The sequence below is a fragment of the Pseudomonas macauensis genome (assembly GCF_047902425.1).
Taxonomy (GTDB): domain Bacteria; phylum Pseudomonadota; class Gammaproteobacteria; order Pseudomonadales; family Pseudomonadaceae; genus Pseudomonas.
Window position 1 is genome coordinate 827,778 of the sequence record NZ_CP138377.1, and the last position, 14,145, is coordinate 841,922.

Genomic DNA, 14,145 nt, shown 5'->3' on the forward strand with positions numbered 1-14,145 from the left:
GTCGTGCCGGCTGACGCTGTGGTTTCACCCTGCTCCGAACAGTCCCCTCTCCCGCTTGCGGGAGAGGGTTAGGGAGAGGGGCTCTTGTTTCTAGTTCACCGACCGAAGGAACTCCGCCGTCTCCGCCCGCTGCGGATTGCCGATCACCTGCTCCGGTGCGCCGATTTCATGCACCAGGCCATTGCGGAAGAACGCCACGCGGTCGGACACGTCGCGGGCGAAGCGGATTTCGTGGGTCACCAGCACCATGGTCATGCCTTCCTCGGCGAGCAGGCGCATGGTGTCGAGCACCTCGCCCACCAGCTGCGGGTCGAGCGCCGAGGTGGCTTCGTCGAACAGCATGTAGTCCGGCGACATGGCCAACGCGCGGGCGATCGCCATGCGTTGCTGCTGGCCGCCGGAGAGCTTGTTGGGGAAGACCTTGAGCTTGTCGCCCAGGCCCACGTGCTTGAGCTGCTTCACCGCCATCGCCTCGGCTTCTTCCTTGCTCTGGCCGAGTACCTTGCGCGGGGCCAGCATGACGTTCTCCAGCACGGTGAGGTGCGGGAAGGCGTTCCACTGCTGGAAGACGATGCCAATCTTCTGCCGCAGCCTGTTCAGGTCGGTGGTCCTGGCATGGACCTCGGTGCCGTCGACGCGGATCTTGCCGCGCTGGATCGGCTCCAGGCCGTTGATGCACATCAGCAGGGTGGACTTGCCCGAGCCCGAGCCGCCGATGATCGAGACCACTTCGCCTTTCTTCACGGTCAGGCTCACGCCCTTGACCACTTCGAGGTCGCCGTAGGCTTTGTGCACGTTGTCGATTTCAATCATTTTCCTGCCACCTTCTTTCCAGACGGGTGCCGAGGCGCGCCACCACCCAGCTCATGAGGTAATAGATGATCCCGGCGATGCACAGCACCAGCAGGGGCTCCTGAATGCGCGTGACGATGGTCTGCGAAGCGCGCAGCAACTCGACGATGCCGATCCACATGACCAGCGCGGTGTCCTTCATCACCCCCAGCACCAGGTTCAGCCAGCCGGGGAAGGCCACGCGGGTGGCCAGCGGGAGGACGATGTAGCGCAGGTCCTGCCAGTAGGAGAGGCCCAGCGAGCGGCTGGCGCGGCGCAGGTTGGGCTGCACGGCGAGGATGCCGCTGCGGACGATCTCGGTGCAGTACGCCGCCGCGTAGATGCCCAGCACCAGGCAGCCGACGGAGAAGGCGCTCCAGTTCAACCCGGCGATGCTTTTCAGCGAGTTGAACAGCACGAACTGGATCAGCAGCGGCACGCTGCGGAACAGGTCGAGGAACCAGCCCAGCGGCAGGCTGGCGCGGGGCAGGGTGGCGCGCAGCCAGCCCAGCAGCACGCCGGCCAGGGTGCCGATGAGCATGGCGGCGATGGTCAGCTTGACGGTGACCCAGGCTCCCTGGAGGAGGAACTGCAGGTCATTGGCGGTGAAGCTCGTTTCGAACATGCCGTGCCTCCCTTAGTAGCGGAACAGACGCCAGCCCAGCAGGCGGGCGGCCGCCACGATGACCTTGGCGATGATGTAATAGAGCACCGCGGCCAGGGCGAAGTACTCGAAGGTGCGGAAGGTGCGCACGTTGAAGTCCTGGGTGACGCCGGTGAGGTCGTTGTTCAGCCCCACCACCACGCCCAGGGAGGTCATCAGCACCGCCCAGACCATCTGGTTCGTCAGCGGATAGAAGACGATGCGCAGCAGCTGCGGAATGACGATCAGCCGGTACGCCTGGAAGGCGCTCATGCCCAGCGAGCGCGCGGCGCGCATCTGGGTGTCCGGCACGGCTTTCAGGCCGCCGCGGAAGTTCTCCGCGAGGTAGCCCGCGTTGTTGAAGGTGATCCCCGCCAGCAGCGCCACCCAGGAGCTGACGTGCAGGCCGAAGGACCCCAGGCCGAAGTACAGGATGTAGATCTGGAACAGCGATGGGGTGTTGCGCGCGATCGACACCCAGGTGTCGGCGAAGCCCTTCAGCCAGGGATTCTTCATCTGCCGCATGACGGTCAGCAGCAGGGCGATGAGCACCCCGAGGAGCATCGACAGGGCGGCGGTCTCCAGGGTCACCAGGGCGCCGCCGAGCATGTCCGGCAGGGCCTGAAAGGCCGAGCGCCAGTGGAAGCTGTAGTTGAACATCAGCGTGCCTCCCCGCTCAGCCAGGCCGGCACGCCACCGTCGGCACGTGCGCTGCAGGCCGCCTCGACGCACGCAGCCAGGCTGCCGAAATGCACCTGACGGCCGGCCAGGCCCGGACCGTAGTGGGCGTATTTCGCCGAGTTGGTGATCAGCGTGGTGCAGTGCGGCGGGATGATCGGCTCGCCGAGCATGCACCAGCAGGTGTCGTTGACCAGCAGTGCGCCGAAGTCCTGCAGCACCTGCACGTGTCCCGCTGCCCGCGCCTGTTCCTGCACGGCGCGGCCGAGGGTGATGACCAGCGCGACGTCCGGATGCTTGCGGCGCCCGGCCAGCAGCTGGGCGAGGCTGGCGCATTCGCTGGCGGAGAAGTGCGGGTTGCCCAGGGACACCAGTTGCACGGTCGGCTCGCTAGCGCGGTCCAGCTCGCGCCAGGTGGCGACCAGGTCTGCCGGGGTGACGCGCAACTGCTGGCGCGGCGCCTGGCCGCCGAGGGCGGTGGTCACGTCCGGCGCTTCTGGGGTCACTCCGGCAACGTGGAACATCGGCGCCGCCGAGGTGGTGGCGAAGGCCGCACCGAAGGCTTTCAGCGCGTCGCTGTCCGGGGCCAGCGCTTGCAGGCCATCGACCACCGGGATGCGGCTGCCGCACAGCGAACCGATGTGATAGCCCAGCAGCGGGTAGATCGACTCGTCATGGGCCGCCGGCAGTTCGACGTCCACCCGCAGCGTGGCCAGCCGGCCCTCGTCGCGATGGCTGCCGACGTTCGGCGCGCGGCCGGTGAGGGCGATGCAGATATCGAGGTAATCCGGGTACTTCAGGGTGCGCGCGCCGAGCACGCTGTTGGCGTACACCACGGCGTTGGACTCGGCCCAGACCACCTGGTCGCCGAGGCCCGGCGCGCTGTCCAGCAGGTAGGGCGCGCAGGTGTAGCTGAGCTGCGCGCCCATCGCCATGTAGGCGTCGCCCACCGCACTGGCGGGCTCGCCGAAGTCCTTGTCTACCCCCAGCTCGCGCCAGCGGCGGTGGTCCACGGAAATCGAATTGAGGGTGGTCGGCACGCGGACCTTGGCGCCCCATTCCACCAGTTGGCGGGCGAAGCGCAGGCTCGCGGGGCCGGTGTAGATGCAACCGTCGATGTGCGCCTGGGTCACGTCCAGCAGGTCCTTGGCGCCTTGCAATGCGGCCATGCGCAGGAGGATCTGCATGGCTGCCTGGGCCGCCTTGCCGTGCGCGCCGTCGAGCAGGGCGCGATCATCGGCGTCCAGCGCCAGGCCCTCGGGCAGTGGTCCGGCATCGCTGGCCATCACGCCCCGCCAGTCATCGGCGGGGCGCTGTGGATGGAGCGTTACCCGGTCATCTTCGATGCGCGCCCAGACACCGCCGGCGAGCCGCTCGAAGCCGTCACGCCCCAGGCACAGCACCGGGATCGCGCGGCCGAACAGCACCTGCGCCACCAGCACGCCGAGGGTGAGGATTTCGTCCGGCTCGGCCAACAGCAAGGCCGCTGGCGCGTGGCCATTGAGCAGCATTTCCAGCATCACGCTGCTGCCGGTGCAGGAGCCGCGTCCGCTGGGGATCGCCAGCACCCGGCCGGACAGCAGGCTGCCGCTGAGCGGGTGGTGGCGGTCGATGACTTCGCTCGTATAGGGATCGACGCCACCCCACAGGCTCAGCCCCGTCCCCGCGTACAACAGCGCCCCCTCGGCGCTGCCGCCCATCAGGACGCGGCCGCTGAGGGCCTCGTCCATAACGTCTGATGCATGCATCGAAGACATCATCGGTCTGCCGTCAGTAGTACACGTGGGGAACGGTGAGTTCGACCGGGGTACCACCGACCCACTTGTCGTACAGCTCGGCGTAGCGGCCGGTGCGCACCTGCTGGTTGACGAACAGGTTGAGGTAGTTGATCAGGCCGAACTCGTTGCGCTGGGCGGCCAGCGACACATAGTCGATGACGTAGGGCGCATTGCCCGCCACTTTCAGGCCCTTGTACTTGCCGGACTTCAGGGTGGAAGCGGCGACGGTGTTGGTGACCACGGTGGCGTCGATGTGGCCCTGGGCGACGGCGAGGATGGTGTCGTTCTGGGTCTGGTAGGCGCGGAAGCTGCCGTTGCCCCACTTCTTCACGTCCTTCTCCAGGGCGATGGCTTCATAGGTGCCGCTGGTGTTGCCCACCGGACGGCCCTTGATGTCGGCGTAGCTGTTGATGCCGGTGTCTTCGCGGGTCAGCACTACCATCTGGAAGGCGAAGTAGGGCACGGTCATGCCCACGGTCTTGGCGCGCTCCAGGGTGTCGGAGGTGGAAGCGACGATGACGTCGGCGCGGCCGGAGACCAGCGCCGGAATGCGGTCGGGGAAGGGCGTTTCGACGACTTCGGCGGTAACGCCGAGGACTTTCGCCAGGTCGTTGCAATAGTCGACGTCGAAGCCCACCGGGTTGTTCTGCGCATCGCGCGAGCCCATGGGCGGGAAGTCCAGGGTCACCGCGCAGCGCAGCTTGCCGGATTCGATGATGTCGTCGAGCTTGTCGGCCTGGGCCTGACTGATAAGGAAGGTACTGGCAACAGCGGTGAGGGCTACAGCGATTCGACTGAATTTCATGGGGGCCTCGCTCTGGTCAGTGTTGTGCAGTGATTTTTGTATTAGGGATTTCGTATACGATATTTTCTAGAGCAAGGCATGTGCCAGAAATCGTCCGAGCGGGTGTCGTGGGACGCAGGCCCCGCCGTTGAGGGGGCGGACCCTTGGTAAGCGAGGGAAGTGGCTGAAGGGATGCTTCCGAAGGCTGTTACCGAATGAAGCAGGCGAGTGTTTCGCTGCCCCGAATGGAAGCACTGCGAGTCAGCGCAGCGTGGCCTGCGACTCGCGGTACTGGGTCGGCGACAGCCCGGTGAGGGCGCGGAACTGGCGGCTGAAGGCGCTGTGGTCGGTGTAGCCGCAGCGCAGGGCGATCTCGGTGATCGGCAGGTCTTCGGCGAGCAGGCGGGTGGCGGCGCCGAGGCGCGCCTTGTGGATCATCTGCCGTGGCGTGAGCTGGAAGATGCGCTTGCAGTGACGCTCCAACTGGGCGACGGACAGACCGGCCAGCTCGGTGAGTTCACTGAGGTTGATCGGCTTGTCGAAGTGCTCGCGGATATAGGCGTCCACCGTGGCCAGGCGCTGGTATGCCGGATGGGTCGATTGCGCCGCCTGCAGGTCGCTGGAGATGCCGGCCATGCCGATGACGTTACCTTTTGCATCGCGCAGCGCCAGCTTGTGGGTCAGGCACCAGCCGGGCTGGCGTGCAGGGTAGAGGTGCAGTTCCAGCTGGTCACTGAGCTGCCCGCCGGTTTCCAGCACACGGCGATCCTGCTCGGTGTAGATCGGCCCGAAGCGGGAGGGGAAGACGTCCTCGGCGGTGCGCCCGAGCAGCTCGCCGGCGTCCTTCACGCCGCAACGCCGTGCCAGGGTCCGGTTGACCATCACGTAGCGCGCGGCGGTGTCTTTGATGAAGAACACCACGCCGGGCATGGCGTCGAGCAGCGGGGTGATCTGCTGCAGGGTCTGCAGCAGGCTGTCCAGGTCGCGGGCGCCCTGGGGAATCAGGTCTTGCATCGGGAAGCGGCTTGGCTGTCGGAGCATGGTGGAAGGTACGGTGCAAAGTGGCGAGGCCGCAGGGAGCTGTCAACTCGTAGGGCGCATAAAGCGGAACGCTTTATCCGCCGTCCGTGTTCCCATGCAGCATCGGACGGCGGATAACGCCAAAGGCGTTATGCGCCCTACAGGATGAGCGTGGTTCGTCAGTCTTCGGCGAGTTGCAGCAGCGTGTCGACGCGTGCCGGGCTGAACGGCGGGCGCGGCGCCGGCGGTTGCCAGCCGAACAGTTGCTGCGCCGCCGCGCCACACACGCGGCCCTGGCAGGCGCCCATGCCGCAGCGGCTGGCGAGCTTGGCGGCGGTCCAGTCCGGTTTGCCGGCGAGGGCCGAGTAGGGTACGTCCTCGCAGCGGCAGACCAGGGTGTCCGGCTCGGCCAGTTGGCTCAGGCGCGGGGCGAGGGCGAAGTCGCGGCGCAGTGCATCGGCGAAGCCCTGCCAGCGCTGGCGTTGCGGCCACTGCGCGCGGGCACTTTCGTGCTCGCCCACTGCAGCATGGCCGGCGATGTGGCCTTCCACCAGCGCCAGTTCGGAGCCGCCGAAACCGGTGCATTCGCCCGCCGCGTAGATACCGGCGCGGGTGCTTGCCTGCCAGGCATCGATGCGGATCGCGCCGTTCTCAATAACGCAGCCCAGTGCATGGCCGAGCTGGGTGTTGGGGACCAGGCCGAACCCACAGGCCAGTCGGTCGCATTCGATTTCCACCACCTTTCCGCCCTGGTTCAGGCGCACGGCTTCGAGACGATCGCTGCCCAGCGCGGCGACCACATGGCTGTCGGCGCGGTAGGTACGATCGTAGAGACCGAAGGACTGCAGCAGCTTGTTCGGCCATTGCGGCAGCTTCATCGCGAAGCGCGCAAGCGCAGGCCACGAAGCCTGCTCGGCGATGCGCAGGATGCGGGCGCCGTTGCTGCGGGCGGTGGCGGCGCTGGCGAGCAGCAGCGGGCCGCTGCCAGCGATCACCACGCGTTGCCCATCGACCGGCATGCCGCCCTTGATCAGCGCCTGCAAACCGCCGGCGCCGGTAACACCCGGCAGCGTCCAGCCGGGGAAGGGCAGCAGCAGTTCGCGGGCGCCGGTGCAGAGGATCAGCTTGCGGTAATCCAGCCGCCAGCCGCGCTCGGCATCTTCCAGCAGCAGACCCTGTTCGCCGGCCAGTGCCACCACGCGGGTGCCGTTGTGAATGCGGATATTGGCGCAGGCGACAACCTTCTCGCGCAATTCGATGGCCGCGCGCGGCAGATGCGCATTCGGACCGTCGCGCCAGATCTGGCCGCCGGGCAACGGATTGTCGTCGAGGATGACGATGTTGGCGCCGCTCGGTGCGGCAGCGAGGGCGGCGGACAGCCCGGCCGGGCCGGCGCCGACGATGACGATATCGGCCACTGCGCTCATGGGCGGGTCTCCACCTGCATGCCGTCGCGGCACAGGGTCTGGCAGGCCAGGCGGCGCTGGCCGTCGATGCTCACCCGGCATTCCTGGCAGACGCCCATGCCGCACAACGGCGCGCGGCGTTGGCCGCTGACCGAGGTGCGGGTGGTGCTGTCGCCACCCAGGGCGAGCGCGGCGGCCACCGTGGTGCCGGCGGCGACCCGCAGCGGGCGGCCGTCGAGGATCAGGTCAGGCATGGGCGGTGACTCCGAGGAAGCGGCGCGGGGAATAGGGTTCGGCGGCCAGCGGCAACGGCTCGTCGCACAGTTGCGCGGCGAGCAGATCGGCGGTGCCCGGCGCAGTGGTCACGCCGAGGCCTTCGTGACCGACCGCCAGCCACAGGCCGGGGCGTTGTGGGTGCTCGCCCACCAGCGGCAGGCCGTCCGGGCTGGCAGCACGAAAACCGGCCCAGCTGCGAATCACGTTGAGGTTGGCCAGGCCGGGCATGTAGTCCACGGCGCGGCGCAGCATCTTCGCCAGCATCCAACCTTCCACTTGTGGGTCGGTGGTGCCGAACTGCCGGGAAGCGCCGATGAACAGTTGCCCGGTCGGGCGCGGCTGGATATTGCAGGCCACCGACGGCCCGCTGGCGTTGTGCGCGCTGGTGACATAGCCCAGCTCCACCAGCGTGCGGCGCACCTTGCCGGGGTAGCGATCGGTGATCAGCAGATGCCCCTTCTTCGGCTCGATGGGCAGCCCCGGGCACAGCTCCCCGGCCTGGATGCCGTTGGCCAGCACCACGGCCCTGGCGCTCAACCACTGGCCATTGTCCAGGCGCACGCGGGGTTCATCGATTTCCACCACCTTGGCCTGGCGCTGGCGGATCGGCTTGCGCGCCGATTCCAGCAGCCAGGCGGCGGCGCGCGGTGCGTAGAGAATGCCGTCGCCGGTGATCTCCAGCCCGCCGTGCAGATCGGTGCGCAGCTCGGGTTCTTCCCGCTGCAGCTCCGGGCCGTTCAGCAGCCTGGCAGCCACGCCGTGCTCGCGCAGCACGGCGAACTTGCGCTCGGCTTCGGCCATCTCTTCGTCATTGGCCGCCAGCCACAGCGTGCCGTTGCTGCGATAGGCACACTCGGCGGGCATGTCGCGGCCCCACTCGCGCCAGCGTTGCAGCGAGTAGTCGCTCAGGGTCAGTTCGGCGGCGTTGCCGTCGAGCACCAGCAGGTGGCCCATGCCGACGGCGGTGGCGCCGGGCAGGCGTGCGTCCAGCACCAGCACGTCCAGCCCGCGCTGGGCGAGGGCGTGGGCGCAGGCGGCGCCGACGATGCCGGCGCCGATGACGATGATGTCGGCATCGCTCACGGGCGGATGCCCCAGGCGAAGGGATCGTCCTCTTCCAGCAGCAGGGTGGCCTCGGCGCTGATGTTGGCGCGGCCACGGATGGTCGGGATGATGCGCCCCTCGGCCGGCTCGCCAGCCCATTCGAAGCGGCCCTCGAACTGGCTGCCGATCACGCTGGCCTGGCGCCAGGCTTCGCCGGCTGCGAGCTTGCCGTCGGCGGCCAGGCACGCCAGCTTGGCGCTGGTGCCGGTGCCACAAGGGGAGCGGTCATAGGCCTTGCCGGGGCAGAGCACGTAGTTGCGGCTGTCGGCGTCGGGGTCGTCGGCGAACAGCTCGATATGGTCGATCAACCCACCGTCTTCGCCGCGGATGCCCTGGTCTTCCAGCGCCTTCTGCACGGCGACGGTGTAGGCGGTCAGCTCATCGAGGTTGTCGCCGGCCACGCGCAGGCCGTGATCGGAAATCAGGAAGAACCAGTTGCCGCCCCAGGCGATGTCGCCGCGCACCAGGCCGTGACTGGGCACTTCGACGGGAACCTGCTTGCGGTAGCGGTAGGCGGGCACGTTGCGCACACTCACCGAGCGGTCGTCGTGCAGGGTCGCTTCGACCGTACCCACCGGCGTCTCGATCTTGTGCGTACCGGGACCGATGCGCCCCAGGTGCGCCAGCGAAACCACCAGGCCGATGGTGCCGTGGCCGCACATGCCCAGGTAGCCGGTGTTGTTGAAGAAGATCACCCCGGCACAGGCGCTCGGGTCCACCGGCTCGCAGAGCAGTGCACCGACCAGCACGTCGCTGCCGCGCGGCTCCAGCAACGTGGCGGCGCGCCAGGCGTCGTGCTCCTTGGCCAGCCGCGAGCGGCGCTCGGCCATGCTGCCGTTGCCCAGATCGGGAAAGCCGTCGAGCACCAGGCGGGTGGGTTCGCCGCCGGTATGGGAATCGAGAACCTGGATGCGTTTCATGCTGCCCCCTGGGGTGTCTTGTTGTAGACCCTAGGGTGGCGCGGGGAGGTTCGGAGGGCTTGAGGGTTTTCCGCCGGGCCGATGATGAAATCGGCACAGCGGTGTCTTTCGATCAGCTCGGCGTCGGTCGGTTTGGCAGGTGCTCGTAGAGCGTGCGGCAGACGCCATTGATGTGCTCTTCCAGCAGTCGCGCCGCCAGTTCGCCGTCGCCGGCGCGGCAGGCGTCGAGAATGTCGTGGTGCTCGTGGTCAGCGCGCTCCTTGCCCGCGGACAGGCTCATCTGCATCCGCAGGTAGCGTTCGAGCTTGTCGTGGATCGAGCGGATCAGGCCGACGAGGTACGGCCGCTGCGCTGGCTCGTAAAGGCATGCATGCAGCTCCCAGTTCAGCTCGGCCCAGCGACCCACGTCATCCTCGCCGACGAACTCGGCACAGATGCGCTCGGCGCGCTCGAAGGTCTCCGCGGTCATGTTCGGCACCGCCAGGCGGATCGCCTGGGCTTCGAGGATCACCCGCACCTCGAACATCTGCGCCAGTTCCGGCTCGGAAATCTTCGTCACCAGCGCGCCCTTGTTGCGCTGGAATTCCACCAGGCCTTCGGCCTCCAGGCGCTTGAGCGCCTCGCGCACGGGAATCTTGCTGACATTGAACACCTGGGCGATATCGTCCTGGCGGATCGGCTCGTTTTCCGGCAACTGACCGGAAATGATCGCCTCCCGCAGATGCTTGGCGATGATCTCCGAGGCGGAAGGAACGATGCCCAGGTTGGGCGCGTTGCGCAGGGGTAGCGTCACGAGGCGCTCCGATCAGGTGGATAGTGTCGAATATTGTATACGAAACGGCTGAGGCACAGGGAGGGCCCGCTGATCGGGCGCTTCACGCCAATGGACACGCAAAGCGCGTGCCCGGTAACAGGGATCAGTTGCGGCGGTCGACGATATAGCGGGCCAGCGCGCGCAGCGGCTCGGCGGAGTCGCCGAAGCCTTCCAGCGCGGCCAGCGCCTGGTCGCACAGGGTCAGGGCATACGCCTTGGCGGCATCGAGGCCAAGCAGGGCGGGGTAGGTGGGCTTGTCGTGGGCCTGGTCCTTGCCCTGGGTCTTGCCGAGGGTGGTGGTGTCGCTTTCCACGTCGAGGATGTCGTCCTGCACCTGGAAGGCCAGGCCGACGGCTTCGGCATAGCGGCGCAGCGCTTCCAGATCGGCGGCGCCGGCACGGCCGCTGGCCAGGGCGCCGAGCTGCACGCTGGCCTCGATCAGAGCGCCGGTCTTGTGCCGGTGCATGGTCTCCAGCGCCGCCTGGTCGATCTTGCGGCCCACGGATTCCAGGTCGATCGCCTGTCCGCCGACCATCCCGGCGGAGCCGGCGGCGCGCGTCAGGATCAACAGCATGTCCAGGCGGGTCTGGGCGTCCTGCGGATTGAGGTCGGCGTTACCGATCACCTCAAAGGCCAGAGTCTGCAGACCGTCGCCCGCGAGAATCGCGCAGGCTTCGTCGAAGGCGATATGGGTGGTCGGCTGTCCACGACGCAGGTCGTCGTCGTCCATCGCCGGCAGGTCGTCGTGCACCAGTGAGTAGGCGTGGATCAGCTCCACCGCACAGGCCGCGCCATCGGCGCGCTCAAGCTCCCCACCCAGCGCCTCGCAGGCCGCGTAGGCCAGCAGCGGGCGCACGCGCTTGCCGCCGTTGACCACGCTGTAGCGCATGGCGGCATAGATGCGGGTGAGCTCTTCACGGGGGGCGACGAACAGGGTTTCCAGCGCAGCATCGACACGCGCCTGGCAGCGCGCCTGGTAGGCGGAAATCATGCGTCTTCGCCTTCCGGATCGAAGGGCGCTTCGCTCAGCTCGCCGTCGCGCTCCAGCAGGATCTGCACCTTCTGCTCCGCCTGGGTCAGTGCCGCCTGGCAATCACGGGTCAGGCGAATGCCCTGCTCGAAGGCACCCAGCGAATCCTCCAGCGACAACTCGCCGCTTTCCAGACGCTCCACCAGCGTTTGCAGTTCGGCGAGGGACTGTTCGAAGTCAAGGGAAGCTTTCTTGCGGGCCATGCGGACATCTCGGCGGGGTATTCGGAAACCTCGGGACACTAGCAGAGACGGGGATTGCGGGCAAATGCCATGGTCTCCGCCCAGCGCTACCTGTGCTGCTGGAGCTGGATGCAGAGGGCTAGGGCAGCCAGCAGTAGGGCAGTGTTTCATGGCAGCGGGAATCGCCCGATCCTTGACGCTATGGATGACACTGGCGCGATGGTTGGTGATCGGTGGCGAGGCTTTTCGCGGGCATTAAAAAAGCCGGCTTGTGGCCGGCTTTCAGGGGGTGGTCCAACCTTACTTCTGGTAAAGCAGACCGCCTTGATTCTGTGGCGACGCAGTGAGCTGCTCGCGGGGCGCAGATAGTAGCAAAGCCGGAACGAAAAACCTAATCCCGGTCATGAAAAAGCCCCGCCTGGGCGGGGCTTTTCGCTGCGCGGATAATCCGCGCGACCATCACTTGGCCTGGAAGGCGGCGACGGCTTTGGTGATGTAGTCGTGAGCTTGTGCGGCGTTGCCCCAGCCCTCGACCTTCACCCACTTGCCCTTTTCGAGATCCTTGTAGTTCTCGAAGAAGTGCTTGATCTGCTCCAGCAGCAGGGCCGGCAGGTCGGTGTATTCCTTCACGTCCTTGTACAGGACGGTCAGCTTGTCGTGCGGTACGGCGATCAGCTTGGCGTCGCCGCCGGCTTCGTCGCTCATGTTCAGCACGCCAACCGGACGGGCGCGGATCACGGAACCCGGAGCGACCGGGTAGGGGGTCACGACCAGCACGTCCAGGGGGTCACCGTCGTCGGCCAGGGTGTTCGGGATGAAGCCGTAGTTGGCCGGGTAGAACATCGGGGTGGCCATGAAACGGTCGACGAACAGGCAGTCGGTGTCCTTGTCGATTTCGTACTTGATCGGCGCGTGGTTGGCCGGGATCTCGATGGCGACGTAAATGTCGTTCGGCAGGTCTTTGCCAGCCGGGATGCTGCTGTAGCTCATGGACGACTCCAGATAGTGGTCGGGCCGAAAAAGTGCGGCGGATTATAGGCAGATTGCCGTGTCCAAGCCACAGACATCGCCTAGTGCGCCTGAGTTTCCTGATATTCGGGGTGCTCGGCCTGAAGCAGGTGCAGGCGCGAAAGCGGATCTTGCCGGTAGAACAGCGAAAGCTGTTCATAGACTTTGGGATAGGCCTCCTGAAGGAGGTCGGGGGCGGTGAAGAAATACTCGCTGGTGACGGCGAAGAATTCCGCTGGATTTTCGGCCGCGTAGGGGTCGATGGCGGTGTGCGCCTGCGGATCGCGGTCGAGCTGGCGGTTCATGTCGTCGTAGGCGCTCTGCATGGCGGAGGCCCAGTCGGTGACGCGCATGTCGCGGTGCAGCGGTGGCAGGCCGTTGGCGTCGCCGTTGAGCATGTCCAGCTTGTGCGCCAGTTCGTGGATCACCAGGTTGTAGGCGTCCCAGCCGCCGCCGCTTTCCACGCCGGGCCAGGCAAGGATCACCGGGCCTTGCAGCGAGGTCTCGCCGGCGCGCTCGTCGTCGAATTCGTGAATGACGCCGGCCGGGTCGCGGTGTTTCTGCGGGCTGACGAAGTCGTCGGGGTAGAGCACCAGTTCGTGGAAGCCCTGGTACCAGTTCAGCTCCGGCAGGTGCAGCAGCGGCAGTTGCGCCTGGGCGGCGAGCAGCAGGCGACGGAAGTCGTCCAGTTCGACGCCGGGCAGGGCGGAGAGGTGTTTGTCGCGCAGGAACAGCAACGCCCGCTCGCCGAGCAGGCGCAGTTCGTCATCGTTCAGGCCATCGAGGATCGGCAGGTGCCGGCGTACCTGCGCCCACAGCTGCGCATCCAGCGGATGGCGGGCGAGGAAGCGCCGGCGGCGCCAGTCGCTGAAGGACCACATGGGTGGCTCAGCGCTCGCCGGTCTGGGCCTTGGCCGACGGGCGCAGCTTGTGGCGGATGACGCCGATGATCATCGGCAGCAGGGAGAAGGCGATGATGCCGATGATCATCAGCGAGAGGTTCTGCTTGATGAACGGCACGTTGCCGAAGAAGTAGCCCAGGGTCACCAGGCCGCCGACCCAGGCCACACTGCCGGCCACGCTGAAGGCCAGGAAGCGCAGGTAAGGCATGTACGCCATGCCGGCGACGAAGGGCGCGAAGGTGCGCACGATGGGCAGGAAGCGCGCCAGGGTCACGGTCTTGCCGCCATGGCGCTCGTAGAAGGCGTGGGTCTGGTCCAGGTAGTCGCGGCGGAAGACCTTGGAGTCCGGGTTACTGAACAGGCGTTTGCCCAGGGTTCGGCCGATCACATAGTTGGTGCTGTCGCCGGTGATGGCCGCAACCAGCAGCAGGCTGCCGAGCAGCCAGGGGTCCATACCGCCGGTGGCGCAGATGGCGCCGGCGATGAAGAGCAGCGAATCGCCCGGCAGGAAGGGCGTTACGACCAGGCCGGTCTCGCAGAAAATCACCAGGAAGAGGATGGCGTAGATCCAGGTGCCGTAGTTGGCCACCAGCATCGACAGGTAGGTGTCGAGGTGGAGAATCAGGTCGATCGGGTTGAAATCCATGAGAAGCCTGTTTTGACAGCGGGGTGAACAGCCGGGGTGCGCATTATAGGGACGGTTGCGCGCCGGGAACGCGGTTCATCGCGTCCTGCGACGAACGTCAACTCAGGATATTACAGGTGGAAG

The 14,145-nt window shown here is 66.8% G+C and carries 16 protein-coding genes; all 16 read right to left on the bottom strand.

Annotated elements, in window-relative coordinates:
* Positions 1-90: 90 nt before the first annotated feature.
* The gene (locus tag SD196_RS03925) at positions 91-813 is read right to left on the bottom strand and encodes an amino acid ABC transporter ATP-binding protein (protein WP_275610125.1); all 723 of its coding nucleotides are present in this window, start codon (positions 811-813) and stop codon (positions 91-93) included.
* Complete coding sequence (locus SD196_RS03930) at positions 806-1,456, bottom strand: amino acid ABC transporter permease (protein ID WP_275610126.1); 651 nt, start codon at positions 1,454-1,456, stop codon at positions 806-808. Before SD196_RS03930 ends, SD196_RS03925 begins: the two co-directional genes overlap by 8 nt.
* 12 nt (positions 1,457-1,468) lie before the next feature.
* Positions 1,469-2,134, bottom strand: coding sequence for an amino acid ABC transporter permease (locus tag SD196_RS03935; RefSeq protein ID WP_331318390.1), 666 nt, complete (start codon positions 2,132-2,134; stop codon positions 1,469-1,471).
* Positions 2,134-3,900, bottom strand: a complete 1,767-nt coding sequence (locus SD196_RS03940; RefSeq protein WP_416311081.1) for an aconitase X — start codon at positions 3,898-3,900, stop codon at positions 2,134-2,136. Before SD196_RS03940 ends, SD196_RS03935 begins: the two co-directional genes overlap by 1 nt.
* Positions 3,901-3,922: 22 nt before the next feature.
* Positions 3,923-4,735: a transporter substrate-binding domain-containing protein gene (locus tag SD196_RS03945; RefSeq protein ID WP_275610129.1), complete on the bottom strand. Its 813-nt coding sequence runs from the start codon at positions 4,733-4,735 to the stop codon at positions 3,923-3,925.
* Between the two features lie 240 nt (positions 4,736-4,975).
* Entirely contained in the window at positions 4,976-5,755 is a 780-nt protein-coding gene (locus SD196_RS03950; RefSeq protein WP_416311082.1) for a helix-turn-helix domain-containing protein, read from the bottom strand.
* 158 nt (positions 5,756-5,913) lie between these two features.
* Positions 5,914-7,161: an FAD-dependent oxidoreductase gene (locus tag SD196_RS03955; RefSeq protein WP_416311083.1), complete on the bottom strand. Its 1,248-nt coding sequence runs from the start codon at positions 7,159-7,161 to the stop codon at positions 5,914-5,916.
* Positions 7,158-7,394: a 2Fe-2S iron-sulfur cluster-binding protein gene (locus SD196_RS03960; RefSeq protein WP_343575238.1), complete on the bottom strand. Its 237-nt coding sequence runs from the start codon at positions 7,392-7,394 to the stop codon at positions 7,158-7,160. The genes SD196_RS03955 and SD196_RS03960 overlap by 4 nt, the downstream gene beginning before the upstream one ends.
* Entirely contained in the window at positions 7,387-8,499 is a 1,113-nt protein-coding gene (locus SD196_RS03965) for an FAD-dependent oxidoreductase (RefSeq protein WP_343575236.1), read from the bottom strand. Before SD196_RS03965 ends, SD196_RS03960 begins: the two co-directional genes overlap by 8 nt.
* Positions 8,496-9,440 (bottom strand): 4-hydroxyproline epimerase, encoded by a 945-nt coding sequence (locus tag SD196_RS03970; protein WP_343575233.1) that lies wholly within the window; start codon positions 9,438-9,440, stop codon positions 8,496-8,498. Before SD196_RS03970 ends, SD196_RS03965 begins: the two co-directional genes overlap by 4 nt.
* A 112-nt stretch (positions 9,441-9,552) precedes the next feature.
* The gene (locus SD196_RS03975; protein WP_275611880.1) at positions 9,553-10,221 is read right to left on the bottom strand and encodes a GntR family transcriptional regulator; all 669 of its coding nucleotides are present in this window, start codon (positions 10,219-10,221) and stop codon (positions 9,553-9,555) included.
* 136 nt (positions 10,222-10,357) lie between these two features.
* Positions 10,358-11,245, bottom strand: coding sequence for a (2E,6E)-farnesyl diphosphate synthase (gene ispA / locus SD196_RS03980; RefSeq protein ID WP_343575230.1), 888 nt, complete (start codon positions 11,243-11,245; stop codon positions 10,358-10,360).
* Entirely contained in the window at positions 11,242-11,487 is a 246-nt protein-coding gene (locus tag SD196_RS03985; protein WP_024764669.1) for an exodeoxyribonuclease VII small subunit, read from the bottom strand. Before SD196_RS03985 ends, ispA begins: the two co-directional genes overlap by 4 nt.
* A gap of 438 nt (positions 11,488-11,925) precedes the next feature.
* Complete coding sequence (ppa, locus tag SD196_RS03990) at positions 11,926-12,456, bottom strand: inorganic diphosphatase (protein WP_254471204.1); 531 nt, start codon at positions 12,454-12,456, stop codon at positions 11,926-11,928.
* Positions 12,457-12,536: 80 nt separating this feature from the next.
* A complete protein-coding gene (locus tag SD196_RS03995; protein WP_275610158.1) occupies positions 12,537-13,355 on the bottom strand; it encodes a zinc-dependent peptidase in 819 nt (272 codons plus the stop codon).
* Positions 13,356-13,362: 7 nt separating this feature from the next.
* A complete protein-coding gene (locus SD196_RS04000; RefSeq protein WP_275610159.1) occupies positions 13,363-14,022 on the bottom strand; it encodes a DedA family protein in 660 nt (219 codons plus the stop codon).
* Positions 14,023-14,145 lie beyond the last annotated feature (123 nt).